At 65.7% G+C, this 25,412-nt stretch carries 28 protein-coding genes and 1 tRNA gene; 14 read left to right on the top strand and 15 right to left on the bottom strand.

Translation table 11 applies throughout. The annotated features are described in order from the left end of the window. Positions 1-249: 249 nt before the first annotated feature. From B9Y97_RS16450 to B9Y97_RS16405, 10 genes are all read left to right on the top strand, one after another. Positions 250-1,287 carry a substrate-binding domain-containing protein gene (locus B9Y97_RS16450; protein ID WP_085527763.1) on the top strand — a complete coding sequence of 346 codons (1,038 nt, stop codon included), beginning with the start codon at positions 250-252 and terminating at the stop codon, positions 1,285-1,287. Further along, complete coding sequence (locus B9Y97_RS16445; protein WP_085527762.1) at positions 1,284-2,612, top strand: GH1 family beta-glucosidase; 1,329 nt, start codon at positions 1,284-1,286, stop codon at positions 2,610-2,612. Before B9Y97_RS16450 ends, B9Y97_RS16445 begins: the two co-directional genes overlap by 4 nt. A gap of 2 nt (positions 2,613-2,614) precedes the next feature. Beyond that, positions 2,615-3,592, top strand: coding sequence for a glucokinase (locus B9Y97_RS16440; RefSeq protein WP_085527761.1), 978 nt, complete (start codon positions 2,615-2,617; stop codon positions 3,590-3,592). Positions 3,593-3,710: 118 nt separating this feature from the next. After that, a complete protein-coding gene (locus B9Y97_RS16435) occupies positions 3,711-3,995 on the top strand; it encodes an STAS domain-containing protein (protein WP_085527760.1) in 285 nt (94 codons plus the stop codon). Next, on the top strand, positions 3,992-4,360 hold the full coding sequence (locus B9Y97_RS16430; RefSeq protein WP_085527759.1) for a response regulator: 369 nt from the start codon (positions 3,992-3,994) through the stop codon (positions 4,358-4,360). Before B9Y97_RS16435 ends, B9Y97_RS16430 begins: the two co-directional genes overlap by 4 nt. 4 nt (positions 4,361-4,364) lie before the next feature. After that, complete coding sequence (locus tag B9Y97_RS16425; RefSeq protein ID WP_085527758.1) at positions 4,365-6,527, top strand: chemotaxis protein CheA; 2,163 nt, start codon at positions 4,365-4,367, stop codon at positions 6,525-6,527. Next, a complete protein-coding gene (locus B9Y97_RS16420) occupies positions 6,524-7,003 on the top strand; it encodes a chemotaxis protein CheW (RefSeq protein ID WP_085527757.1) in 480 nt (159 codons plus the stop codon). Before B9Y97_RS16425 ends, B9Y97_RS16420 begins: the two co-directional genes overlap by 4 nt. Beyond that, positions 7,000-7,902 carry a CheR family methyltransferase gene (locus tag B9Y97_RS16415; protein WP_085527756.1) on the top strand — a complete coding sequence of 301 codons (903 nt, stop codon included), beginning with the start codon at positions 7,000-7,002 and terminating at the stop codon, positions 7,900-7,902. The genes B9Y97_RS16420 and B9Y97_RS16415 overlap by 4 nt, the downstream gene beginning before the upstream one ends. A 12-nt stretch (positions 7,903-7,914) precedes the next feature. Continuing rightward, the gene (locus B9Y97_RS16410) at positions 7,915-8,301 is read left to right on the top strand and encodes a response regulator (protein ID WP_085527755.1); all 387 of its coding nucleotides are present in this window, start codon (positions 7,915-7,917) and stop codon (positions 8,299-8,301) included. A gap of 1 nt (position 8,302) precedes the next feature. Continuing rightward, the gene (locus B9Y97_RS16405; RefSeq protein WP_085527754.1) at positions 8,303-8,707 is read left to right on the top strand and encodes a hypothetical protein; all 405 of its coding nucleotides are present in this window, start codon (positions 8,303-8,305) and stop codon (positions 8,705-8,707) included. A 129-nt stretch (positions 8,708-8,836) separates the two neighbouring features. Here B9Y97_RS16405 and B9Y97_RS16400 read toward each other — a convergent pair. From B9Y97_RS16400 to B9Y97_RS16380, 5 genes are all read right to left on the bottom strand, one after another. Next, positions 8,837-8,913: transfer RNA gene (locus B9Y97_RS16400), tRNA-Arg, on the bottom strand. A 251-nt stretch (positions 8,914-9,164) separates the two neighbouring features. Continuing rightward, positions 9,165-9,662 carry a 30S ribosomal protein S9 gene (gene rpsI, locus B9Y97_RS16395; RefSeq protein ID WP_085527753.1) on the bottom strand — a complete coding sequence of 166 codons (498 nt, stop codon included), beginning with the start codon at positions 9,660-9,662 and terminating at the stop codon, positions 9,165-9,167. 2 nt (positions 9,663-9,664) lie between these two features. After that, positions 9,665-10,129 carry a 50S ribosomal protein L13 gene (rplM, locus tag B9Y97_RS16390; RefSeq protein ID WP_085527752.1) on the bottom strand — a complete coding sequence of 155 codons (465 nt, stop codon included), beginning with the start codon at positions 10,127-10,129 and terminating at the stop codon, positions 9,665-9,667. A gap of 223 nt (positions 10,130-10,352) precedes the next feature. Continuing rightward, complete coding sequence (locus B9Y97_RS16385) at positions 10,353-11,318, bottom strand: SLAC1 anion channel family protein (RefSeq protein WP_085527751.1); 966 nt, start codon at positions 11,316-11,318, stop codon at positions 10,353-10,355. 117 nt (positions 11,319-11,435) lie between these two features. Then, positions 11,436-11,858: a PaaI family thioesterase gene (locus B9Y97_RS16380; protein ID WP_085528316.1), complete on the bottom strand. Its 423-nt coding sequence runs from the start codon at positions 11,856-11,858 to the stop codon at positions 11,436-11,438. Positions 11,859-11,915: 57 nt separating this feature from the next. Here B9Y97_RS16380 and B9Y97_RS16375 point away from each other — a divergent pair, with 57 nt between their 5' ends. Then, entirely contained in the window at positions 11,916-12,710 is a 795-nt protein-coding gene (locus B9Y97_RS16375; RefSeq protein ID WP_085527750.1) for an enoyl-CoA hydratase, read from the top strand. 84 nt (positions 12,711-12,794) lie between these two features. Here the strand turns inward: B9Y97_RS16375 and B9Y97_RS16370 are convergent, their stop codons facing one another. From B9Y97_RS16370 to B9Y97_RS16350, 5 genes are all read right to left on the bottom strand, one after another. Then, positions 12,795-13,328, bottom strand: coding sequence for a chemotaxis protein CheD (locus B9Y97_RS16370; protein ID WP_176224402.1), 534 nt, complete (start codon positions 13,326-13,328; stop codon positions 12,795-12,797). 4 nt (positions 13,329-13,332) lie between these two features. Next, positions 13,333-14,400 (bottom strand): chemotaxis protein CheB, encoded by a 1,068-nt coding sequence (locus B9Y97_RS16365; RefSeq protein WP_085527748.1) that lies wholly within the window; start codon positions 14,398-14,400, stop codon positions 13,333-13,335. A 5-nt stretch (positions 14,401-14,405) separates the two neighbouring features. Continuing rightward, positions 14,406-17,012, bottom strand: coding sequence for a methyl-accepting chemotaxis protein (locus B9Y97_RS16360; RefSeq protein ID WP_085527747.1), 2,607 nt, complete (start codon positions 17,010-17,012; stop codon positions 14,406-14,408). 100 nt (positions 17,013-17,112) lie between these two features. After that, positions 17,113-17,427: a hypothetical protein gene (locus tag B9Y97_RS16355; protein WP_085527746.1), complete on the bottom strand. Its 315-nt coding sequence runs from the start codon at positions 17,425-17,427 to the stop codon at positions 17,113-17,115. A gap of 55 nt (positions 17,428-17,482) precedes the next feature. Then, a complete protein-coding gene (locus tag B9Y97_RS16350; RefSeq protein ID WP_085527745.1) occupies positions 17,483-18,616 on the bottom strand; it encodes an ABC transporter substrate-binding protein in 1,134 nt (377 codons plus the stop codon). 191 nt (positions 18,617-18,807) lie between these two features. On the opposite strand from B9Y97_RS16350, the gene ppk2 reads away from it, so the two are divergent. From ppk2 to B9Y97_RS16335, 3 genes are read left to right on the top strand one after another with little or no spacing between them, the layout of a single operon-like run. After that, the gene (gene ppk2 / locus B9Y97_RS16345) at positions 18,808-19,677 is read left to right on the top strand and encodes a polyphosphate kinase 2 (RefSeq protein WP_085527744.1); all 870 of its coding nucleotides are present in this window, start codon (positions 18,808-18,810) and stop codon (positions 19,675-19,677) included. Between the two features lie 60 nt (positions 19,678-19,737). Further along, complete coding sequence (locus tag B9Y97_RS16340) at positions 19,738-20,367, top strand: TetR/AcrR family transcriptional regulator (protein ID WP_085527743.1); 630 nt, start codon at positions 19,738-19,740, stop codon at positions 20,365-20,367. 3 nt (positions 20,368-20,370) lie between these two features. Then, positions 20,371-20,946, top strand: a complete 576-nt coding sequence (locus B9Y97_RS16335; RefSeq protein WP_085527742.1) for a CDP-alcohol phosphatidyltransferase family protein — start codon at positions 20,371-20,373, stop codon at positions 20,944-20,946. Between the two features lie 32 nt (positions 20,947-20,978). Here B9Y97_RS16335 and B9Y97_RS16330 read toward each other — a convergent pair whose 3' ends face one another. The 5 genes from B9Y97_RS16330 to sufC are packed head-to-tail and all read right to left on the bottom strand — an operon-like array spanning position 20,979 to position 25,333. Further along, positions 20,979-22,199, bottom strand: a complete 1,221-nt coding sequence (locus B9Y97_RS16330) for a cysteine desulfurase (RefSeq protein WP_085527741.1) — start codon at positions 22,197-22,199, stop codon at positions 20,979-20,981. After that, positions 22,199-22,798: a YIP1 family protein gene (locus B9Y97_RS16325; RefSeq protein WP_085527740.1), complete on the bottom strand. Its 600-nt coding sequence runs from the start codon at positions 22,796-22,798 to the stop codon at positions 22,199-22,201. The genes B9Y97_RS16330 and B9Y97_RS16325 overlap by 1 nt, the downstream gene beginning before the upstream one ends. After that, positions 22,795-23,274 (bottom strand): YIP1 family protein, encoded by a 480-nt coding sequence (locus B9Y97_RS16320; RefSeq protein ID WP_085527739.1) that lies wholly within the window; start codon positions 23,272-23,274, stop codon positions 22,795-22,797. The genes B9Y97_RS16325 and B9Y97_RS16320 overlap by 4 nt, the downstream gene beginning before the upstream one ends. A 2-nt stretch (positions 23,275-23,276) precedes the next feature. Then, positions 23,277-24,578, bottom strand: coding sequence for a SufB/SufD family protein (locus tag B9Y97_RS16315; RefSeq protein ID WP_085527738.1), 1,302 nt, complete (start codon positions 24,576-24,578; stop codon positions 23,277-23,279). Beyond that, a complete protein-coding gene (sufC, locus tag B9Y97_RS16310; RefSeq protein ID WP_085527737.1) occupies positions 24,578-25,333 on the bottom strand; it encodes a Fe-S cluster assembly ATPase SufC in 756 nt (251 codons plus the stop codon). The genes B9Y97_RS16315 and sufC overlap by 1 nt, the downstream gene beginning before the upstream one ends. Between the last annotated feature and the right edge of the window lie 79 nt (positions 25,334-25,412).

The raw sequence follows: 25,412 nt of genomic DNA, 5'->3' as shown, positions 1-25,412 counted from the left end.
TGCGCCGAGACCGGCGCCTGAAACAATCCGAGCGCGTCGGGAGCAATCTTGCGACTCACCCCAAAGCGCTTTGGATATGCGAAGGGTCGCCGATGCCCCTTGCGCTGTCAATGATGCAAACAGGATTTGCCAAAATATTACGCGCAAATAGCTTATTTTGACGATTTATTGGGATTGTTTTGACGCGGAAATTTAATCGGCCTAAACTCGGCGGATGTGTCAAACCGCTTTGAAACGTTGTCCGGAACAATGAAGCTGAAGGATCTCTCCGAGCTTCTGCACCTGTCGCAGACCACTGTGAGCCGGGCGCTGAACGGCTATCCGGAGGTGGCCGAGGCAACGCGTCGGCGGGTGTTGGCCGCCGCCGAGGCGCATGGCTACCGGCCCAACATGCGCGCCCGCAGCCTCGCCACCGGGCGGGCGATGGCGATCGGCCATGTGATCCCGGTGACCGCCCGCCATGAGATGGTCAACCCGGTGTTCGCCGATTTCGTGGCCGGGGCCGGCGAGGTCTATTCCCGGCGCGGCTACGACATGCTGATTTCCATTGTGCCCGACGAGGATCAGGAGCAGGCCTACCGCGAATTGCGCACCAAGGGTTCGGTCGACGGCTTGATCGTCCACGCGCCCAAGCTGGGCGATCCGCGCGTGCACCTCCTGAGCGAGATCGGCATGCCCTTCGTGGTGCATGGCCGCGCCTCGGATGCCGCCCTGCCCTATTCCTGGGTCGACATGAACAACACCCATGCCTTCCGCCGCGCCACCGACCTGCTGCTCGATCTTGGCCATCGCCGGATTGCGCTGATCAACGGGCTGGAGAACATGGATTTCGCGATCCGACGCCGGGCCGGGTTTGAAGAAGCCTTTTCGGCACGCGGCCTCGCTCCCGACCCGTCGCTCATGGCGTCCGAGGAAATGACCGAAGGTTTCGGCCACGACACCGCCCGCGCCCTGCTCGCCGGTCCTGCGCCGCCAACTGCGTTCCTCGTCTCCTCGATCATCCCCGCCATCGGCGTACGCCGGGCGATCGAGGAACTCGGGCTGCGGATGGGGCGCGATATTTCCGTCATCACCCATGACGACGATCTGAGCTATCTCAAGAACCGTGCCGAAGTGCCGGTGTTTACCGCCACGCGCTCCTCGGTGCGCGATGCCGGGCGACGCGCCGCCGAGATGTTGCTCAATCTCGTTGAAACCCCCGGCAGCGGCCCGCACGAGGAATTGCTCGAGGCCGAATTGATCCTCGGCCAGTCCACTGGCCCCCTATTGCAAAGTGTCTCCCGATGAACTTCAGCTTCTCCCGATCCGATTTCCCCGAAGGGTTCCTGTTCGGCACCGCCACCTCCGCCTACCAGATCGAGGGCCACGCTTTCGGCGGCGCGGGCGAAACCCACTGGGACAGCTTCGCCGCCACCCCCGGCAACGTCGCCAAGGCCGAGAACGGCGCCCGCGCCTGCGACCATTACCACCGCTGGGAAGAGGATCTCGACCTCGTGGCGGGCGGTAATTTCGATGTCTACCGGTTCTCCACCAGTTGGGCGCGGGTGATGCCGGACGGTGTGAACGTCAACCCGGAAGGGCTGGATTTCTATGATCGACTTGTTGATGGCCTGCTGGAACGAGGGCTGAAACCGGCGGCCACGCTCTACCATTGGGAGCTGCCATCCGCGCTCGCCGATCTCGGCGGCTGGCGCAACCGCGACGTGGCCGCGTGGTTCGGCGATTTCACCGCGGCGATCATGGGCCGGATCGGTGACCGGGTCTGGTCGGCGGCCCCGATCAACGAGCCCTGGTGCGTGAGCTGGCTGAGCCATTTCCTCGGGGCCCACGCGCCCGGCCTGCGCGACATCCGCGCCACCGCCCGCGCCATGCACCACGTCATGCTCGCCCATGGCACCGCCACCCAGGTGATGCGCGATCTCGGCATGTCCAACCTCGGCGCGGTCTGCAACCTCGAATACGCCCAGCCCGCCGATCAGAGCCCCGAAGCCGCGCGGGTGGCGCGCATATATGACGCGATCTACAACCGCTTCTTCCTCTCGGGCATCTTCAAGGGCGAATACCCCGCCGAGGTGATCGAGGGTCTCGGCGATCACCTGCCCGAGGGCTGGCAGGACGACATGGCCCTGATCTCGCAGCCGGTCGACTGGTGCGGGTTGAACTACTACACCCGCAAGCTCATTGCCCCCGCCCCCGGCCCCTGGCCCGGACTGGCCGAGGTTGACGGGCCGTTGCCGAAAACCGAGATGGGCTGGGAGATCTACCCCGAGGGGCTGCATCACTTCCTGACCATGGTGGCGCGCGATTTCACCGGCACCACGCCGCTCCACGTCACCGAAAACGGCATGGCCGCGCCCGACCGGCTGGCGGATGGATCGGTGCAGGACGCCGACCGCATCGCCTATATCGACGCCCATGTGACGGCCCTGCGCCGGGCGCTGGCCGAGGGTGTGCCGGTCAGCGGCTATTACGTCTGGTCGCTGATGGACAACTTCGAATGGGCGCTCGGCTACGACAAGCGGTTCGGTCTCGTCCATGTCGATTTCGACAGCCTTGAACGCACCCCCAAAGCTTCGTATCACGCGCTTGCCCAAGCGCTTTCGAAGGACTGACCATGGCCAAGGCCCCCGCCAACACCTTCTCGCTGCTTGCCGACATCGGCGGGACGAACACCCGGGTGGCGCTGGCGCGCGGCACCGAGCTTCTGCCCGGGACGATCCGGCGCTACCGCAACGCCGATTTCCCCGGGTTGGAGACGGTGCTCTCGGCCTTTCTCGCCGAGGAGGGCAACCCCGATTGCATCGGTGCCTGTGTCGCCGCCGCCGGGCCGGTGCGCGACGGCGTGGCCAACCTCACCAACCTCGACTGGACGATCGACGCCGAAACCGTGGCGCGCGCCGCCCGCGCCGAGACCGTCGCGGTACTGAACGATCTTCAGGCCCAGGGCCACGCCCTCGGCCACCTCGACGCGGGCGCGCTCACCACGCTGGTAGACGGCCCCGGGCCGACCGCGGACGCCACCCGGCTGGTCATCGGCCTTGGCACCGGGTTCAACTGCGCGCCGGTCTACGAGGCCCCCGGCGGGCGCTTCGTGCCGCCTGCAGAGGCCGGTCACGCCAACCTTCCGATCCGCACCGAGGAAGAACTCGCGCTGTGCCGGGAACTGGAGACCGTGCACGGTTTCCCGGCGGTCGAGGAAGTGCTCTCCGGGCGCGGGCTGGCGCATACCTACAGCTGGCTCGCGCGCCGGGCCGGCCAGCCGCGCGAAGTGTCGAGCGCCGAGGTGTTTGCCGCCCTCGAAGCGGGCGACGACCCGCTGGCCGAGGAAACGATGCAGCTTTTCGTCAAGATCCTCGGCACCGTCACCGGGAACCTTTCGCTGATCCACCTGCCCTTCGGCGGCATCTTCCTGATCGGCGGCCTCGCGCGTGCGGTCACACCCTGGCTTGGCCGGTTCGGCTATGCCGAGGCGATGCGCGACAAGGGCCGCTTCGCCGGTTTCATGAAAAATTTCGCGGTGCACGTGATCGAGGACGACTACGCCGCGCTCACGGGATGCGCGCATCACCTCGCCGCGCGGCTGCCGCGCTGATTTCCCTTGCCACGGTAAGCCAATCTTAACGCCCCCTGCCGTATGCCGGTGTGACCGGACGGATGAAGAAGGGGGATTTCGTGGTGCAAGAGCTTAGTCTTGGCGGCGGAGGCCGGGCATGAGCGCGGCGGTGATGGTGCTCGAACCGCGCCTCGATCTTCGCGCAACCGGGCCGCTCGTCGAGGCGCTGATCGCCCGGCGCGGTGAAGATCTCGCGCTCGACGCCGGCGCGGTCACCCAGATCGGTGCCCTGTCGGTGCAGGCGCTGCGCGCCGCGGCGCGCAGCTGGGCCGAGGATGGCCATGCGCTCAGCTTGGAGAACGCCTCAAGCGACCTTGCCGATCAACTCGGCCTGCTCGGATTCACGCCCGAGACGCTGACGATCTGGGAGGCCGGGCGATGACCATGCAGGTGCTCGCGGTGGATGACAGCCGCACGATGCGCGACATGCTGCGCCTTGCCCTCACCGGCGCGGGCATCGAGGCCCACCTTGCGGAAGACGGCATGCACGGGCTGGAGCGGCTCGACGAATTGCCGCCGCCCGACGCGATCATCACAGATATCAACATGCCGAGGATGGATGGGTTCGGCTTCATCGACGCGGTGCGCGGTCGCGAGACGCTGCGCGCGGTGCCGATCCTCGTGCTCACCACCGAAAGCGCCGCCGAACTCAAGGCCCGGGCGCGCGCCGCCGGGGCGACCGGCTGGATCGTCAAGCCGTTCGATCCCGAAAGCCTGGTCAGGGCGCTCAGAATGGTGGCGGGGTAGGACGATGACCGATCCGATGGCCGAAATCCGCGCCTCGTTCTTCGTTGAATGCGAAGAATTGCTCGAGGTGCTGCTGGACGGTTTGCAGTCGATGGAGGACGGGCTCGCCGACAGCGAGACGATCAACGTCGTCTTCCGGGCGGTGCATTCGATCAAGGGTGGGGCCGGTGCCTTCGGCCTCGATGCCCTCGTCGCCTTTGCCCACCGCTTTGAGACCGCGCTCGACGAGTTGCGTTCGGGCCGTCTCGTTGCCGACGGAGAAGTCTTGCGGCTGTTCTTCACCGGCAGCGACATTCTCGCCGACCTGGTCCGGGACAGCCGCGATGGCAACCCGACCGACGACGCGCTGGTCGCCCCGGTGCGTGCGGACCTCGAAGCGCTTGCCGCCACCACCGCGGTGCCCGAAGCCGATACCGGCGTGATCGACTTCCAGCCGATGGCATTGGCGCTCGATCTCGACCTTGATGCGCCACCGCCCCCGCAAGCCGATGCACCGGTCTGGCAGATCCGTTTCCGCCCCGAACCGGGGCTATACGAGAGCGGCAACGAGCCGCTGTTCCTGATCCGCGCCCTGCGCGATCTCGGCGCGCTCACGGTACGATGCCACGATGACGCCGTGCCGGGCCTCGAAGCCATGGCCAATCCCGAGGCGGGCCATATCTGGTGGACGCTCCAGCTTGAAACCACCGAGGGAGAAGCCGCGATTCGGGAGGTGTTCGACTTTGTCGATGGCCTGTGCCAGCTCGATATCGAAGTCGCGCCGGGTGGGCTCGATCTTCCCGATCTGCCGCAACCGGAGCCGACCAGCGCTCCCGAACCAGAGGCGGCACCGGCACTTGCCGCGCCCCCAGACGGCGGCGCTGCGACAGCCCCGAAACCGGCCTCGACACCGCCTGGCGAGGCCGATCCCCGCGCGGCCGCCGCAACCCCGGCGCCGCGTGCGACGGTGCGGGTTGATCTCGAGCGGATCGACCGGCTGGTCAACCTCGTGGGGGAAATCGTCATCAACCAGGCGATGCTCTCGCAAAGCGTCGAGGCGGCGGGCATACCGCCAAATTCCCCGGTGCGCTCCGGGCTGGAGGAATTCCTCCAGCTCACCCGGGACATCCAGGAAAGCGTGATGATGATCCGGGCGCAGCCGGTGAAATCGCTGTTCCAGCGCATGGCCCGGATTGTCCGCGAAACCTCGGCCGCCACCGGCAAGGAAGTCCGCTTGCGCACCGAAGGTGAGAATACCGAGGTCGACAAGACGGTGATTGAGCGGCTTGCCGACCCGCTGACTCACATGATCCGGAATGCCGTCGATCACGGGCTGGAGGCCAACGATGCGCGCGAAGCCCACGGCAAGCCGCGCGAGGGCACGGTTTCGTTGCGCGCGATGCACCGATCCGGCCGGATCGTGATCGAGATCGCCGACGATGGCAGCGGCATTGACCGGTCCAGGGTTCTCGACAAGGCGATCCGGCAAGGCCTGATCTCTGCCGACAGCCAACTGAGCGATACCGAGATCGACAACCTGCTGTTCCTGCCCGGGTTCTCCACCGCGGATGCGGTTTCCAACCTGTCGGGGCGGGGCGTCGGCATGGATGTTGTCAGAACCGCGATCCAGGCCCTCGGGGGCCGGGTCAGTATCGCGTCAACCCGTGGCAAGGGCACCAGTTTCACGATCTCCCTGCCCCTCACGCTCGCCGTGCTCGACGGAATGGTGGTGCGGGTCGCGGGCGAAACCATCGTGATCCCGCTCAGTGCCATTCTCGAGACGCTGGCGCTCGGTCGCGACGACGTGCGCAGTTTCGGGCCGAGCACGCATGTGGTGGGTATCCGCGACCGGTTCCTGCCGCTGCTCGACCTTGGCGCTGAACTCGGTTTCCGCGCGCCGCTCGAAGACTACGCCGACCAGATCGTGCTGCTGGTCGGTCAGGAGGATGGCAGCCCCGCCGCCATGGTCGTCGATGCGATCGACGACCAGAGACAGGTCGTCATCAAGGGGCTGCATGAAAGCTACGGTCGGGTGCCCGGTATCGCGGCGGCCACGATCCTCGGGGATGGGCAGATCGCCCTGATTCTCGATCCGATCGACCTCGTGTCGCGCGCGCATGGCTGCACCCGGCGTCCACCCGTCGCATCAGACCGCATTGCCAACGTTCAAACGGGACGAGACACATGACTGACGTTTCAACCACGACCGAGCCGACGAAGGACGGAAAGACCATCGAATTGCTTTCCTTTCTCGTGTCCGGGCAGGATTATTGCGTCGATATCATGTCGGTGCGCGAGATCCGCGGCAGCGCGCGGGCAACGCCCCTGCCGCATTCCCCCGCCTATATCCGGGGCGTGATCAACCTTCGCGGTGCGGTTTTGCCGATCATGGATCTGTCCGCCAGGCTTGATCTGCAATCCGCAACCGACACCTCCCGCAATGTCATCATCGTTGTGTCCACGCACGACAGGACCGTCGGATTGATGGTCGACGCGGTGTCCGACATCCTCGCCTTGCCCGAATCCAAACTCCAGTCGCCGCCGGAAATGCCCTCGGATGAGGGCCGGGCATTCATCTCCGCCCTCACCATCGTGGATGACAGGATGATCCGGGTCCTCGACCTTTCGGCGATCCTGCCGACCGCGAACGAGGATGCGGCATGAGGGACCCGCAACCAGGGTCCCCGTCTGCCCCGGCCCCGCCCGAGCTGACGGCGACAGCGCTGGCCCGGATCACCGAGCTCGCCCATCGAGAAGCGGGCCTGCATATTCCCCCGGCCAAGGCGGCGATGGTCCGAACCAGGCTGATCCGCCGGCTTCGCTTGCTGCGCTGTGGTGATTTCGATGCCTATTGCGACCTCGTGGACAGCCCCGCCGGCCGCGACGAGCTCGCGACAATGATTTCCTCCCTCACCACCAACGTGTCGCATTTCTTTCGCGAAAACCATCATTTCGAGGTCTTCCGGGCCAAGGCGCTTCCGGCGCTCATCGACGCGGCGCGCGGCGGACGCCGCGTGCGGATCTGGTCGGCAGGATGCTCCAACGGCCAAGAGCCCTATTCCATCGCAATGACGATGCTCGAAGCCGGCATGCCGCGCGACGCCGACGTGCGCGTTCTGGGAACCGACATCGACCCCAACGTGGTCAATTTCGCCAAGGCGGCGCAGTACCCGGGGCCGATGCTCGCAAACGTTCCCGACCACCTGCGCGACCGCTATTTTGACCCGATCGACGCCGACCCGGACGGCGCCCTCGCAGCAGGTTCTGCGCTGCGCGATATCACCCGTTTCCGCGTGCTCAACCTGATCAGCGCCTGGCCGATGCGCGGACAATTCGATGCCATCTTCTGCCGCAATGTCGTCATCTACTTCGACCAGCCGACCCAGGACCGACTCTGGCCGCGGTTTGCGCGGGCGCTCAACCCCGATGGCTGGCTCTTCCTGGGGCACTCCGAACGGGTCAGCGAACATGCCGGCCGTTTCTTCAGGAGCGTCGGGATCACGGCCTACGAACGCACCAGCGCCGAGGTGCCCGCGTCAACTCCGGAACTCGAACCCCAATAGAAAGGTCAGATCTTGGCACTTCGCGATCAAATCAGGATCATCGTCGTCGATGACATGTCCACAAGCCGGGGGCTGATCACCCAGGCCCTGGATGGATTTGGCATTCGACAGATCGAATCGGCGCGCGACGGCCCCGAGGCGCTTGCGAAGATCACGGCATGGCCGGTTCATCTCGTCATTTCCGACATGAACATGCCCGGGATGAACGGGATGCAACTGCTTCACGCCCTCCGCAGTGCGGAAAAGACCCGAAAAGTCGGCTTTATCCTCATCACCGGCAAGGCCGACCGCCAGCTTATCGAGACCGGGAAGCAACTGGGCATGAACAACTACGTGGCCAAGCCGTTCCAACCGGTGGATCTGAAGACCGCCATCGAAGCGATATACGGGCGGCTGTAAGATGGACAAGGAGACGCGGAAGTCGAGCCACCCGCCTGGCGAAGTGCCGATCGACCTTGGTCAAACGCTCCTGAAACTGGCTGCCGAGGTTCATGGTGCCGCGGCTCAGTGTCGGTTGATCCAGGAAGCCTTTTCCCGGCTCCTGGCGGAGCTGAATCACCCCGACCTGCGCACCGAGATCCAGATACTCCAGGGTGTCGACCTGGTCCAACAGACGCTCGAGGACATCTCGGCGCTGCTGCAATCCTCGGCCGCTTCGGGTTTCGGGCGAGACATGCCGCACCTGATCGGGCGGGACATCGTGCGCCTGGACAGTTTCCGTCAACGCATGGGGCTGGATGCTTCGGCACCTGATCAGGAGAGCGGCGAACCGGGGCAACCCGATGGCCCGGTCGACTGGTTCTGATGCCGCAAGGCCGCCCGCCGGCCAGTGCTGCCCTCGCGTCGCGCCCGCACGTCGCACAGAGGGGGCACAGGCGGGGCGCAGACGCCACGCGCGTCACAAGCCCGGAATTCACGAGGATCATTGGGGAAGTGGCGCACCCAGTAGGATTCGAACCTACGACCTTCGCCTTCGGAGGGCGACACTCTATCCAGCTGAGCTATGGGTGCAAACTGCCTGCGCAGTGCTTACTTCATTTTGTCGCGAGATCAAAGCAAAGAACGGCGGCCTCGCAAATCGCCGTTCCAGAACCTCAATGTCCGCCGCTCGTCGAGTCCAGGCCCCAGTGTGCGCCGAAACCTAACAGCACCCAACCAGGAGAGCGACAGATACTGGCCGCGGATATAGGTGAAGCGCCCCGCCCTCGCAACACGAAAAGGGCCACCAGATGGCGGCCCTTTCGATAGTTTCTCGGGATCGCTCAGCGCTTGGAGAACTGGAAGCTGCGGCGTGCCTTGCGCTTGCCGAACTTCTTGCGTTCCACCACGCGGCTGTCGCGGGTCAGGAACCCGGCGGCCTTGAGCGCAGCACGCAGCGAGGGTTCGTAAACCTGAAGTGCCTTCGAGATGCCGTGCTTCACCGCACCGGCCTGACCCGAAAGGCCGCCGCCCTTGACCGTCGCCATCACGTCGAATTCGTTCTCGACACCGGCGACCTGGAACGGCTGACGCAGGATCATCTGCAGCACCGGGCGCGCGAAATACTTGTCCATTTCTTTGCCGTTCACAACGACCTTGCCGGAGCCAGGCTTGATCCAGACACGGGCAACCGCGTCCTTGCGCTTGCCGGTGGCATAGGCGCGACCGAGCGCATCGCGCTGGGGTTCGCGGGGAGCGGCGTCGGTCTCCACGGCCACGGGCGCAGCGCTGCCCTCGACCACAGCGTTCAGCTCATCGAGCGATTTGATCTCTTCAGCCATGATCAGCCCTCACGCGTGTTTTTCTTGTTCATCGAACGGACATCGAGCACTTCGGGGCTTTGCGCCTCGTGCGGATGCTCGGTCCCAGCGTAGATGCGCAAGTTGCCCAACTGCACCCGGGCCAGACGGTTGCCCGGCAGCATGCGCTTGACCGCCATCTCGACCACGCGCTCGGGGTGTGCGCCGTCGAGGATCTGGCCCGCAGTGCGCGACTTGATGCCGCCCGGGTAGCCGGTGTGCCAGTAATGCACCTTGTCGGTGCGTTTCTTGCCGGTGAGCTGGATCTTGTCGGCATTGATGACGATGACATTGTCACCGCAATCCATGTGCGGGGTGAAGCTCGGCTTGTGTTTGCCGCGCAGACGCATGGCAATGATCGAGGCGAGGCGGCCCAGAACGACGCCCTCGGCGTCGATCACGACCCACTTTTTCTCGATATCTGCAGGGGTTGCAGAGAAGGTTTTCATCGGTTTCGGCCCTTGATGGCTTTCGGATGGGCTGGTTCTAGTGATTTCGGGCGCGCCGTCAAGGCCGAACTATCCCGGTAAATGCATCAAAAACAAACACTTACATTTTAGGTATTATTTTACCCCAATTCCTGACCCAGCGGCAGACCAAACAAGCGGACCAAGGGGCACAAGGGAAAGGGTCTTGCGGGGCGCCCGCTGCGCGCCCCGCCCGGGGGCCGCCTCATTCCGGATGGCAGATTTCGTGTTTGGCGATCGCCTTGGCGGTGCGCAGCACCAGCCCCGCCACCACCAGGATCAGCAGCAGGAGCACCACCACGCCGATCACCTCATGCGCCAGGGTCGCCTCGATCCGGGCGAACAAGAATGACGCAATGGCCAGCGCCGCGAGCGGAAAAGACAGGGCCCACCAACTCAGCGCGAAGGGCAGTTTGGCCAGCTTCGGCAATTGCATCACCACCAGCGCGGCGAAGATATAGGCGATGTAGATCAGCGCGCGGCCAAAGCCGTCAATCACCCCGCCGGTCATCTTCACGTAGGCCACGAAGGCCACCGAGGGCGGTGCGATCAGGATCACCATGGTGGGAAACAACCGCCCCGGGATCGGGTCGTGAAACACCAGCCGGTTCATCACGAGCGTGAGCAGGATGCCCCAGAACACCATCCCGCCCGCGAAGAACAGCCAGGAGATCTCGATATATCCCATTTCGGCCCCGGCGACCGGGACGATCACGTTGCCGACGGCGGGGATGAACCAGGCGGGCGTCAGGTGACCAACCTCGAAAGAACGGTGGCTGATCCAGCCCGAGATCACCGCGATGGTGAGCACCCCCTGCCCGACCACACCCACCAGCCAGAGCGGTTCGGCGACCCCGGGAAATTGCGGGGCCAACGCGGTGGCGATCAGGAGCAGCGAGATCGTCACCGTCGGAAAGAACGCCAGCCGCACCGGATGATGCCACTCCCAGGCCACCATCCCGGGATAGCGCAGCGCCTTGGCAATATAGAGGGCCGCAATCACGACGGTGACCAGGATGCCGCCCCAGAGCACCGCGATCGAAGCAGGGCCCGCCGCGGGGTAGAGCGGCGACGCCGCGTGCAACGCCAGCGTCAGGCCCATGAGCCCCATCGTGATGGCAAAGAAGGTAATCGGAAAATGCTCCAGCCGGTTCGGGGGCGCCTCGCTCATGGCAAGTCCTTTCGCGTGTTTCTGCACAGACGCAAAGGCTTAGCGCCTCGGCCCACACCGGTCAACGCGGCGATTTGGCCACGCAGCCGGGCTCAGGACAGCCCGGGATCAGCACCGCTAGCGCTCGGGCGGGATCGAATAGGTGAGCGAGGCCCGCGCCACCGGCTGCTCCTCGCCCTCGGAATAGATCAGCACATCGCCCACCGCCAGCACCCGGCCGAGCTTCAGAAGCCGCACGTCGGCGCGCAGATTGGCATGGGCCACGGGCTTGCGCATGAAGTCGATCGAACAATTCGTGGTCACCGCCAGCGCCTTCGGCCCGACCATGGCCAGGATCGCGAGATAGACCCCGACGTCTGCCAGCGCGAACATCGTTGGCCCCGAAACCGTGCCGCCGGGGCGCAGGTGCCTGTCCTGAACATGGCTGCGCAACACGAGATGCATCGGGGCGACGTCGAGGATCTCGAAATCGTCTGCCACCTGCCCGAAATCGCGCGCAAGGAAACCGCGCAGATCGTCGAGGTTCATCTTGAGCGACATCTCTTTCCCCTTGCCGTCCATGCCGCTATCGTGCCCCCCAAGAACAGGGAGGACAAGATGCAAGACGCCATCCTGCTGCGCGAGGATCACGGACCCATCGCCCGGCTCACGCTGAACAACCCGCGCGCGCTGAACGCGCTTTCGGACGAGATGCTCGATGCGCTCGCGGCGGAATTCACCCGGCTCGCGGACGACGAGACAATCCGCGTGGTGGTGCTCGCGGCCAATGGCAGCGCGTTCTCGGCGGGCCATGACCTCAAGGAGATGCAAGCCCATCGCAACGCGACCGATGGCGGGCGGGCCTATTTCGAGGGGCTCTTTGCGCGCTGCGGCGAGGTGATGCAGATGATCCCCGCGCTACCCCAGCCGGTGATCGCCGAGGTTCACGCCATCGCCGCGGCCGCCGGCTGCCAACTGGTGGCGAGTTGCGACATGGCGGTGGCGGCCGAGGGCACGCGCTTCGGGGTCAACGGCGTCAACCTCGGTCTGTTCTGCTCGACCCCCGCGGTCGCGCTCGCGCGCGCATTGCCGCGCAAGGTGGCCTTCGAGATGGCGGCGACGGGCGCGTTTCTCGATGCCGTGCGCGCGCGCGAAGTCGGCCTGGTAAACCGCGTGGTGCCGGCGGAGGAGCTCACCGGGGCGACCATGGCGCTTGCCCAAACCGTCGCCGCCAAGTTGCCCGCCGCGATTCGGCTCGGCAAGCCCGGCTTCTACGATCAGGTGCAAGAACCGCTCGCGGCAGCCTATGATACCGCCGGCGCAGTCATGGTTGAAAACATGATGGACGAGGGCACCGACGAGGGCATCCGCGCGTTCCTCGAAAAACGCCGGCCGGCCTGGGCGCAGGAGTGAGGCGCGGTCGCCGCTGAGCCCTGCGGCGGCACCACCGGCCAAAGCATGCGTGCGGCTCGGCAATCCGGCTGTCGATTGCAAATGTCAAAAAAGTTCGGGGGCCGTGCCAATTTGCGGCGCGGGCCTGGTGTCCTGCGCAACCCCTCCCTTCAGATACTTCACTTTTGCACGCCCGTTTGCGGGCCAGAACTCGATCCGGCGCGCCCGCACGCCGCCCAGGTCCGACCCCAGCAGGGGTATGCCCTCGCGATCGAGATACTCGCAAACAAAGGCACCATTGCGCGCGCCGTGATCGGACAGGCCGTCCACCATCCGGGCACCGCCAAAGACCTTCGCGCGCAGTGCATCCCGGCTGCCGCCGCGCCGGAGGAGACCGTTGATCAGAAGTTCCATGCCGTTGACACCGTGCCCGAACGCCGACGCCGCATTGGCCGAATTGTCGACGAACAACACGTGGTTCATGCCACCGATCCCGCGATCGGGATCCCAGATACAGGCACTGACGCAGGACCCCAGAAGGGTATAGACGATCACGTCCTCGCCACCGTCGACCGCGATTTCCCCCTGTCCGATATAAATTCGATCCGATCGAGTCATGTGCCGAGGTTCAGCTTTCATCGTCTCAGGCCACCCTCGAGGCTTGCGCCGCCGCAAGGGCGTGCGGCGCGATCTGCCCGAGCGGAAGCTCGATCTCGGTTGCGCCCAGTTCATGCGCCATCCTCGGCATCCCGTAGATCACCGAGCTTTCCCGGTCCTGGCCGATGCAAAGCGCGCCGCCATCCCTGAGCGCTTTCATCGAACGTGCCCCGTCGCCGCCCATGCCGGTCAGGATGACGGCTATCGTCCGGGATGCGTAGGGAACTGCAGAGGCGAACATGGCGTCCACGGAAGGCCGGTAGCCTGATACCTTCGGGCCGGGCCAGAGCCGCAATACGCGCAGGGCGGGATCGAGGACGAGGTGGGTTTCGCCGCCCGGGGCAATGAAGACTTCGCCCCGTTTCGGCGTGATGCCGTCCCGGGCGATCGCGACCTGCGGGCGCACCAGGCCATTCAACCTGGTGGCAAAACTCTTCAGGAATTGCGGCGGCATGTGCTGCGTGATCAATGTCGGCGGGCAATCCGCCGGGAACCCGCCCAGCAGTGTCTCGATCGCCTCGACGCCGCCGGTCGATGCGCCGACCATGATCCATTTTTCGGTTGGGCTGGCACCGCTGCCGCGCGTTGTGCCCTCGACGCCCTTGGCGGGCGGCAATTCACCCGGTCCCGCGGCGGCTGCCGCTACGATCGTTTCCGACAAGCTGGCGTGCTCGGCACACCCCGCCGGGTCGTGGCGCGATCCCGCGCCGAGACGCGGATCCCGGCATCCGGGAACCTGCAGGTCGATCCCGGTTCCGCCGTCGATCAGCGATGCCAGCACCACGACAGGCCTCGGCCCTGCGGCCATGCGACAGTCGCGCAGGATCGCCGGGGCCATGTCCGCCAATCTCGCGTCCAGGACGATCACGTGCGGCGCATGTTTCAGGGCATGCGCCCCGGCAATGCGCGCGGTCACCGCTTCCGCGACGACGCTCACACGTTTTTCAGGTTTCACCCCCTGCCGCACGAGGTTGCGCAGACAGGACGACGGGCTGACGATCAACAGGCGCAAGTCATCTACCCGCAGGCCCGGTTTCTCGCGCGCCCTATCCATTCGGCTCAGAACTCATGCCAACCATCGTCATCCTCCGGGGGACTCGTGGCCGCGCCGGAGGTGACGAGGGCCGCCGCGCGGGGCGCTTCGGACAGTTCTCTTTCGCCCGGTTTCTGCTCTCGGCGCGACTGAAAACGCGCGGCGATAACCTGCCCTGACGATCCTTGCGGCACGCCGGTCTTGAAACGCGCCATGGTCGACGAGAGGGTTTCGGCTTCCCGCGTCAAAGCGTGGGTGGCGGCGGTGGTCTGCTCGAACATTGCGGCGTTCTGCTGGGTCACCTGATCGAGTTGGTTGACGGCCTGGTTGACCTCCGCAAGGCCGGCACTCTGCTCGCGGGAGCTCGTGGTGATATCCGACACGTTGCGGCTGATCTCGATGACGCTTTCAAGGATGCCGTGCAACGCCTTGCCGGCGCGGTCGACGAGATCGACGCCGCGCCGAACCTGCTCTCCGGATGCCCCGATAAGGCTGTTGATCTCGCGCGCGGCTTCGGACGATCGCTGCGCCAGCGCCCGAACCTCCGATGCAACCACCGCGAACCCGCGCCCGGCATCGCCGGCGCGGGCAGCCTCGACTCCGGCGTTCAGGGCCAGAAGATTGGTCTGGAAGGCGATGTCGTCGATGACATCGGTGATTTTCGAGATCTGGCGCGATGAGGTTTCGATCTCGCTCATCGCGTCCACCGCACCGCGCACCACCTCCCCCGAGGCTTCCGCGTTCTGGCGCGCATGATCGACGAGGTCATTGGCATGCGCCGCGCCTTCGGCGGCGGATTTGACCGAGGTCGTCAGCTCGTCGAGAGCCGATGCGGTTTCTTCGAGGGTTGCGGCCTGACGCTCGGTGCGCACCGAGAGGTCATCGGCGGCATTGGAAATCTCAGCGGCTTCGCCGCGGATCAGCTCGGCGTTTTCCACGACACCCCGGATCGCGTCCTGCAAGCGATCCAGTGCCGCGTTGAAATCCTTGCGCAACTGGTCGTAGTCCAGCGGGAAAGGCTCCTCGATCCGCCGGGTCAGATCGCCTTCCGCGAGCCGTTCGAGGCCCTCGCGCAGGGCGTCCACCACCCGCGCCTGCGCCTCGGCCTGGCGCTGGCGCTCGGCTTGAGCGCGTTCAAGCTCGCGCCGAGATTCGCTCACGTCATTGCCGATCAGCACGGTCCGGATAAACCGGCCGGCCTTATCGAAAACCGGGGTGAAGCCGCCTTCGATCACCGCCCCGACCCCATCCGCCCGCTTCAACTCGAACCGGCCATAAACCGTCTTGGCGGCGTTGAGCCGATCAAAGACAGATCCGCGGTTGGCGTCGAGGTCGGCATCGAAGGCAAAGATCTTGTCGCTGGCGCAACCGATCACCGCCTCTGGTTCGGTGCCGAGCGCCTCTGCGAACTTCTCATTGGCGGCAAGCAGCGTGCCATCGCCTCCGAAATCGGCCCGCACCTGATGGGTGTTGATGGCGTCCAGGATCGCGTCCTGCATGAAACCGGCGGTGACGTCGACCCATTCGACAACAAATCCTTCAAGAGCGCCGTCGGCCCCCGGCACCTGGTTGATGGTCAACTCGAAGCGGGCGTCACCGATATTGATATGGGCGTCGTAGGGCATCCGCTCGGGATCAAACAGCACGGCGCGCACGCGCGCGCGCAACTCGGGCGGATGGAAATCGTCCATCTCGCGGCCGACGACGGCGGCGGGGTCGAACCCCGCAGTGACGGTCTGGAAATCGGCCACCCGCTCGTTGAGGATCGCCTTCAGCTTCTGGTTCACGGCCGTGATCCGCATGTCGCGATCGGCCATCATGATCGCGGCGGAGGAGGATCGGAACGCGGCCCCCCTGAAGCGGTTCTGCTTTTCCTGTTCGCGCCCTTCGACGAGCCGCTTGCGGAAGTATTCCACCGATTTCGCGATATCTCCGAGCTCGTCGTCACGCCCGGCCATGGCGACCGGGTCATCGAGGTGATCCTCCGCCACCGCGTCGACCGCGCGGGCGAGTTCGAGCATCGGGCGCGCAACCGCCCGTTTGACCAGGTGCACGATCGCGAACACCACCACGAAGATCGCGCCGAAAGCCAGCGCGATCACCGTGACCTGGTTGCGCAGGGCGGTGGCGCGGGCGTGGTCCGCCGTCCAGCTTGTGGCGATGGCCCCGACCGTGACCCCGCTCGCAGGCGCGCGCGCCGGGGCGGCGACCATAAGGCCGTCGTCCGAGGCCACCAATGTTCCGGTTTCGATGGCCCGGGCGGCAAGCGCTCGAAGTTTGGCCTCGTGCGCCGTGGCCTGGCCCAATCCGAGCAATGGCTCCCCCGTTGCCTTGACCGCGAGGGCGTATTGCGCCGCGCCGCCCTCACGCCCGGTCATCTCGAGGAACCTGCGCTCGATCAGGCCGGTGGCCCCGAGCATGATCGCCTCGGCAAAGGATTCGGCGAGCAGCCCGGTGACATCGCGCGCGCCGTCGGCCATCTGCGCCTCGACGCTGGCCATGTTGGCGCGCGTGTAGTGCCATGACACCACCGCGGTGAACAGCATCGCGCTGATCCAGATGATGCCCGCAAGTTTCAGGAAAACCGAATTCCACCGGATCCTGCGGTGCGGCATGGTTGCGCTGTGTGCCATGAAACGACCCCATCAGATTGCCCAGCCCGCGCCTCCCGGCCGCAAACGACCGCCGGATCCCGGGCCCCGGCACGTTACGTCGACACTCCTTGCAGGTGCGTTAATGCCGGCAGATATTTTCCCGCCGAATGGGCCGGATCAGCCCCGTGGGAGGTTTCGGCCAAAGCCGGGCCGAGCGCGTCGAGGCAGGGAAACCGTGCCGCCTCTCGGGCCCAAGCCCGATCAACAGCATGGCTTTTGTCCCTTCCGGCACGAAGTGAGACGTGAGGATCGGGGCGTAAAACTTTGCATAAATTATAGGAATCCCCATCGCGTCGCCGTCGATTCCGAAAAATGCGGCGTGGCCGAGGGTCAGCAGCCCAACGGTGCCGAACGCGAGGTTCAGCCCCTGCCCGACGAGGAGAACGAAGGGCATGAAGCCGGTGCGTCAGACCGGGCGGGCCACCACGCAGGGTGCCCGCCCGAAGGGTTCACATGCCGCACTCGGCTGCGTAGGCGTCGGCGTGGTTCTCGATGGCGACGCCGATCGTCTTGTTGGTGTAGATATCGCCTTCCTTGATCACCTCGCGCACGTAGATGTCCTGGATCGGGTGGTTGTTCGGCCCGAAGGCGAAATCACCCCGCGTGGAGGCAAAATCGGCCGCCTTGAGCGCGGCGCGGAAACCCTCCACGTCCGACACCTCGGCCTTGTCCAGCGCGCTGATCATCAGGTTGGCGGTGTCGAAGCCCTGGGAGGCGTAGAGCGAGGGCAGACGGCCGTATTCGGCCTCGAAACTCTCGACGAAGGCCGCGTTGGCCGGGTTGTCGAGGTCTTTCGCCCACTGGCTGGTGTTGACCACGCCGAGGGCGGCATCGCCAACCGCTTGCAGGATGCCCTGGTCGAAGCTGAAGGCCGGGCCGATCAGCGGGATATCGACGCCCGAGTCGGCATATTGCTTGAGGAAGGAAATCCCCATCCCGCCGGGCAGGAAGAAAAACACGCTGTCGGCCCCCGAGGCGCGGATCTGGGCGATCTCGGCGGCGTAATCGGTCTGTCCGAGCTTGGTGTAGACCTCGCCCGAAAGCTCGCCCTCGTAGAACCGCTTGTAGCCGGTGAGCGCGTCTTGCCCGGCCGGGTAGTTCGGCGCGAGGATGAAGGAATTCGTGTAGCCGGCCGAATTGGCGTAGGCCCCCGCCGCCTCGTGCAGGTTGTCGTTCTGCCAGGCGATGTTGAAGTAGTTCGGATGACAGCCCTTGCCCGCCAGCGCCGAGGGGCCGGCATTGGGCGAGAGGTAGAACTTGCCCTGCGCCACCGCGCCCGGCACCACCGCCATCGCGAGGTTCGACCAGATGATGCCGGTCAGCACGTCGACATCCTCGGCCTGGATCATCCGGTCGGCGATCTGCACCGCCACGTCGGGCTTTTGCTGGTCGTCCTCGATGATCATCTCGATATCGTCGCGCCCCGATTGCTTGAGCGCGAGCAGGAACCCGTCGCGCACGTCGAGCCCGAGCCCCGCGCCGCCGCCCGAAAGCGTGGTGATCATCCCCACCTTCACATCCGCCTGCGCACCGCCGGCCAGCGCCGCAAACGCCGCCGCCGCGATCAGCGTTCTGGTCTTCATGTCTTGTCCTCCTGCTGAATTCCCTCACCCGTCTCCTCGGGCGTGCGCACCTATAGGGCACAAACAATCCTTCCGTGTCCAGCGCGGCGGCATCGGTGCCACGGGTCGCCCGGGTGCGCCGGGCCGGGGCCGCCTGTCCCTTGCGGGGGAATGTGAAAAAGCCTTACATAAGGTCAAAACAGGAGGCAGGCATGACGTTACCCTTCGAAGGGGCAATCTCGCGCTTCTACGATGAATCCGCGCCCAAAGTGCTGCGCGATGCCATCGCCGAGGGCGACAAGAAGGACATCATCACCGAGGCGTTCCCCTATGACCGCTGGATGAAGAAGGGCGACTACAAGGACCGCCTCGAAGTGCTCCAGCGCGAACTCGTCAAGCTCCAGGCCGACGTGAAGGCGAGCGGCAAGCGCGTGGTGGTGGTTTTCGAGGGCCGCGACGCCGCCGGAAAGGGCGGTGCGATCAAGCGGTTCCGCGAAAACCTCAACCCCCGCGTCGCCCGCGTGGTGGCGCTGCCCAAACCTTCCGATCGCGAGGCCGGGGAGTGGTATTTTCAACGCTACATCCGGCAGTTGCCGACCGCCGGCGAGATCGTTCTGTTCGACCGTTCGTGGTACAACCGCGGCGTGGTCGAGAAGGTATTCGACTTCTGCACCGACGACCAGCGCGCCGCGTTTTTCCGGCAGTTGCCCGAGTTCGAGGACATGCTCGCCGACGAGGGCATCCACTTCTTCAAGATCTGGCTCAACGTCAGCCGCGCCGAGCAGCTGCGCCGCTTCCTTGCCCGCGAGAAAGACCCGCTCAAGCAGTGGAAACTGTCGTGGGTCGACGTCGAGGGGCTGAACCGCTGGGACGCCTACAGCACCGCGATCCGCGAGACCTTCGCCCAGAGCCACCGGCTGCGCACGCCCTGGACGGTGGTGCGCGCCGACGACAAGTACCGCGCCCGGATCGCGGCGATCGAATGCGTGCTCGCGGGGATGGAATACGCCGGCAAGAACGCCGAGGTGGCCACCCCGCCCGACCCGCTGATCGCCGGCGGGCCGGACATCTGGAATGATTAGAGCCATGCGCCCTCGACACCTGGCAGGCAGGCAACACGTCGTTCCAAGGGGGCGCTGGTGATGGTTACCGGACCCAAGAAACGGGGTTACCACCACGGCAACCTGCGCCAGGCGCTGGTCGAGGCGGCGCTGGCGCTGATCGAGGAGAAGGGGCCCACCGGCTTCACCCTGTCGGAGGCCGCCAAGGCCGCCGGGGTGACGCCGGCCGCGGTCTACCGTCATTTCGCCGGGCGCGACGAGTTGATCGCCGAGGCCGCGCGGCAGGGTTTCGAGGTGTTCGCCGACCTGCTGGAACACGCCTACGAGAAGGGTCGCCCCTCGCCGCTGGCCTCGCTGGAGGCCACCGGGCGGGCCTATCTCGCCTTCGCCCGGCGCTTTCCGGGCCATTACGTGGCGATGTTCGAAAGCGGGATCGCGATGAACCGCGACCCCGAGCTCGCCCGGCTCTCGGGACGGGCGCTCGGGGTGCTTGAGAAGGCCGCCGTCGAGCTGATGGCCGAACTGCCGCCCGAAAAGCGCCCGCCCGCGCGGATGGTTTCGGCCCATATCTGGGCGCTCTCGCACGGGGTGGTGGAGCTGTTTTCACGCGGCGCTCCGGGCCGCAAATCGCCGTTTCCGCCCGAAGACCTGCTTGAAAGCGGGATCGGCATCTACCTCAGGGGGCTGGGGTTGATCCGGCCCGACGCCTGAGCCATGCCCCGGCGCCCCAGTATCACCACGCTGGCCAATGCGCTTTCCTTCTACCGGCTTTGCGCCGCGCCGGTGATCGTCGGGGCCGCGCTCTCGGAGGCGCGTACGCTGTTCATCGTGCTGATGCTGGTGAGCCTCGCCACCGACGCCGCCGACGGCTTCCTCGCCCGGCGCTGGAAGCAGGAAAGCAAGCTCGGCGCGCGGCTCGATGCATTGGCCGACAGCCTCACGCTCGGGGCCGGGCTCACCGGGGTTTGGGTATTCGAACGCGCGCCCTTCGTCGAAAACCCGGGCTGGCTTGCGATTTTTCTCGGCGCGCTCGGGCTCGCCACCATCGTGAGCCTCGCGCGTTTCCGCCGCCTGCCCGCTTTCCACCTCTACTCGTTCAAGCTCGCCGACCTTGTGCTCACCGCCTTTTTCGCCGCGGTCTTCCTCTACGACTTCCTGCCCTGGGCCTATGCGCTGTCGATGAGCCTCGCCACCCTCGCGGCGCTGGAGATCATCGTCGTGGCACTGGTGGTCGAGCGGTTCCGCACCGATCTCAAGGGGATCTGGTGGGTGCTGCGGGCGCGAAGATAGGCCCGGCGACGCGGTCTTGAAACCGCCCGGCCCTATCCCAGCAACCGGTGCGCCAGTTCCAGCCCCTCGACCAGCTTGTCGACTTCCTCGGTGGTGTTGTAGAGGCCGAAGCTCGCGCGCGCCGTCGCAGTCAGCCCGAGATGGGCCATCAGCGGATGGGCGCAGTGGTGGCCGGCGCGCACCGCGATACCCTTGCGGTCGAGGATGGTGGAGATGTCATGGGCATGGCCCGCGCCCTCGATCGTCATCGAGAAGATCGCGGCCTTGCCCGGCGCATCGCCCTGGACGTGGAGCCAGTTGAGATCGCGGAACCGTTCGCGGGCATAGGCAGCAAGTCGCGCCTCGTGTGCGGCGACGTTTTCCATGCCCAGATCCATGAGGTATTCAAGCGCCGCGCCCATCCCGATGGTCTGCACGATGCCGGGCGTGCCGGCCTCGAACTTCATCGGCGGATCGGCGTAGCTAACGGCCTCGCGGGTGACCTCGCGGATCATGTCGCCGCCGCCGATGAAGGGGCGCATCTCGGCCAGTCGCTCGGCCTTGATGTAGATCGCGCCCGAGCCGGAGGGGCCGTAGAGCTTGTGGCCGGTGACCGGGTAGAAGTCGCAGCCGATCTCGGCGAGGTTCACCGGCATGTGCACCGCGCCCTGGCTGCCGTCGACGAGCACCGGCACGCCCTCGGCATGCGCACCTTCGGTGATCCGCTTCACGTCGACCACCGTGCCCAGCACGTTCGACACATGGGTGACCGCCACCAGCTTCGTGCGCGGGGTGATCGCGGCGATCACCTTCTCGGCGTCGAGCGAGCCGTCCGGCTCGGTCTCGACCCAGACCAGCTTCACGCCTTGGCGCTCGCGCAGGAAGTGCCAGGGCACGATGTTGGCGTGGTGTTCGGCGACCGAAAGCACGATCTCGTCGCCCTCGCCCATCCGCGGCATCGCCCAGCCGTAGGCGACCAGGTTGATCGCCTCGGTGGTGCCGGAGGTGAAGACGATCTCTTCTTCGCGGGGCGCACCAAGAAAGCGCGCCACGGTCCCGCGCACGGCCTCGTACTTGTCGGTTGCGAGGTTGGACAGGTAGTGCAACCCGCGGTGAACATTGGCGTATTCCTGCGAATAGGCCCGCGTCACCGCCTCGATCACCACGCTTGGTTTCTGCGCCGAGGCCCCGTTGTCGAGGTAGACCAGCGGCTGGCCATTCACCTCGCGGGCGAGGATCGGGAAATCCGCCCGCACCTGTGCGACGTCATACATCAGAAGTCTCCCGTCTCGGAGGGTATCCCAACGCCGATGATCGCCAGCACGATGGAGAACGCGATCATGGCGGCAAACAGCGTCAGGATGATGCCGACAAACACCATGCCTGCGTTGTTGAACCCGTGCATCTCGGCGATGAAATGGCTGAGGATCCAGAAGGTCAGGACCAGCCCCATCACCCACAGCAGCATGGCCAGGGCGGGCGCGAAAAGGCCGAGCACGAGGATGGCCGTTTCGATCAGCAAGAGCACGAAATGCAGCCAGATCACCGTGAGCAGGGCCTGCTCGAAGCTGCCGATACCCCCGACCATCCGGCCGACCCAGTAGATCCCGAACACCGTCAGCACCGAGATCACGCCCTGCGCCAGCCCGGTGATCAGGGGGTTGGCGAAGAGGCCGCCGAAGGCTTCGGGATCGGTCGGGAACAGCACCGAGGCGATCACCCCGAGGATCGTAGTGACCACCAGCAGGAAGACCAGCACCTGCCAAAGCACGCCCCGCGCCAGATCGACGTTCTGCACATCGCGCGCCACCTTGCGCGGCTCCGGCACGGTCTGCAATGCCATGCCGAAAAGATAGCCCCACTCGAGTTTCATGACCGCTCCACGAACCAAAGGTTGAGCGACCAGTGCACCACGAAAGCGGCGAGCGCAACCGCCCCGGTAAGGGTAAGCTGCATCCCGGGGCCGATGAAGCCCGCGACCAGCCCCCAGAGCAGCCAGAGCGGGCTCGCCACCAGCAGCGCCCAGAACAGCGCGAACCGCGCGCCGTAGGGATTGCCCCGGCCGCCGAGAACCCGCGCCGCGAGGTGGCTGAGGCTGCCGATCGCATAGGCCGCGAGCGGCACGATGAACAGCCAGGCGAGCAAGGCGCCCCCGGCGAGAACCTGGAATTCCTGCCCGGTCTCGAAGGCTTCGCGCTGTAGCCGGGGCCATTGCGCCACGAAGATCAGCAGGCAGGCCGCCATCAGCACCGCAAGCGCGCGGTCTTCGCGCGGCGCGCTGCCAAGCCGGGCAACGAACACCGCGCGCGGTGCCACGTAGGCGCGCAGGATGTCAGTGGCGACGCCCACCGTCAGCCGCGCCGGCGCTTCAGCCAGGCTTCGAGACGGCCGGTGATGTCTTCGGCAATGCCGGCGTCCTCGATTTCGGCGATGGCGTCGGCAAGGAAGGCGATCACCAGAAGGTCGGTTGCCTCGGCCTCGGGCACGCCGCGCGAGCGCAGGTAGAACAGGCCCTCCTCGTCGATCGCACCGGAGGTGGAGCCATGCGAACAGGCGACGTCGTCGGCATAGATCTCGAGCTCGGGCTTGACGAGAAAGGTCGAATCCTCGTCGAGCAGCAGCGATTGCGACTTCTGGTAGCCGTCGGTCTTCTGCGCGCCGGGCTTGACCAGGATCTTGCCCTGAAAGGCACCCACCGCGCCGTTGCGCAGCACCTTCTTGAACACCTGCCGGCTCTCGCAGCGCAGCGCGTCGTGGGTGACGAACACGGTGTCGTCATGGTGGAAGGCATCGCGCGACCCGTCGCCCATCGCGGCACCGGCGATATGGGCCACGGCATCGTCGCCCAGCATTTCGACCACGCATTCGTTGCGCGTCAGCAGGCCGTTCACCGTGAGGGTGAAGCTCTTGAAGGTGCTCTCGCGGCCAAGCCGGGCGAAGATGTGGGTCACGGCCTGGCGTTCGTGCGCGCGGCCCTGGGTGCGGACGTGGTGGAAGTTGGCCCCCTCGCCGACCTCCACTTCCAGAACCTTGTTGAGCCGCGCCGCCGCCGGGCCGTTCTCGAGCAGGGTCAGATCGGCCCCCGGCTCAAGCTTCACCACGTGGTGTATCAATGCGTCGGAGGTTTCGGAGGCGTGGCGATAGATCAGGTTGATCGGCTGCGCCGCCTTGCCGGTCACCCGGATCACCAGCCCTTCGCGGGCGAAGGCGGTGTTGAGGGTGGCAAAGGGCCGCTCCACCGGGTTTTGCCCGCGTGCTTCGAGCACACCGTAAACCTCGCGCGCCCAGTGGATATCGGCACGGGCGGCCTCGTCGAGCGGTTCGATCTCGACCCCGGAAAGCGCCAGAGGATCGGAGGCTTCGGCATCGAAGACGCCATCGACAAAGACGATTTTCAGCCGGTCGATCGCGCCGAACACCGGCGCTTCGCCGGAATGGTCGAACACCGTTGCGGGCACCGGCTCGGGGGCGTTCAGCGTCGCCGGGCGGGTGAAGCGCCAGTATTCGTCACGCGGCGCGGGCAAGCCCATCACTTCGAGCCGCGCCCGGGCGGTGTCGCGCGCGGCACGCGCCCATTTGCCGCCTTCGGGGGCGCTCAGGCCGGCAAGCCGGGCCGAAAGCGCATCGAGCTTGGGTTGTGCCACTGCCGCCATCACACCGTCTCCGCAAGAATGTCGGCGTAGCCGTTGTGCTCGACTTCGAGCGCCAGATCGGGGCCACCGGTCTTGATGATACGGCCATCCGACATGATGTGCACCACGTCGGGCACGATATGGTCGAGCAGGCGCTGGTAGTGGGTGATGACAAGGAAGCTGCGACCCTTGTCGCGCAGCGCGTTCACGCCCTCAGACACCAGTTTCATCGCGTCCACGTCGAGGCCCGAGTCGGTTTCGTCGAGGATGCACATCTTCGGTTCGAGCAGCGCCATCTGGAGGATCTCGTTGCGCTTCTTCTCGCCGCCGGAAAAGCCCATGTTGACCGGGCGCTTGAGCATGTCGGCGTCGATCTTGAGGGTCTTGGCCTTCTCGCGCACCAGCTTGAGGAAATCGGTCGCGCTCATCTCCTCCTGGCCGCGCGCCTTGCGCTGAGAATTGAGCGCGGTGCGCAGGAAGGTCATGTTGCCGACACCGGGGATTTCAACCGGATACTGGAACGCAAGGAAGAGCCCCGCCGTGGCGCGCTCCTCGGGGTCCATGTCGAGCAGGTCCATCTCGTCGAGCGTCGCCCCGCCGCCGGTGACCACATAGCCCTCGCGGCCCGAGAGCACGTAGGACAGGGTCGACTTGCCGGAACCGTTCGGCCCCATAATGGCATGCACCGCACCGGCGGGAACCTCGAGGTTGACCCCTTTGAGGATCGCCTTGTCTTCTTCTTCAAGTTTGACGTGCAGATCATTGATTTTAAGCATTATCATACCTTTTCGCGCATTTTGGGCAGAACGGATTCAGAAGGATTTCGTGTAGAGCGTGAGGAGTGCGGTCAGTTCG

It is taken from the genome of Maritimibacter sp. HL-12 (genome assembly GCF_900177545.1).
Lineage (GTDB): Bacteria > Pseudomonadota > Alphaproteobacteria > Rhodobacterales > Rhodobacteraceae > Sinisalibacter.
This window is presented reverse-complemented; position numbering and strand designations above follow the sequence as displayed.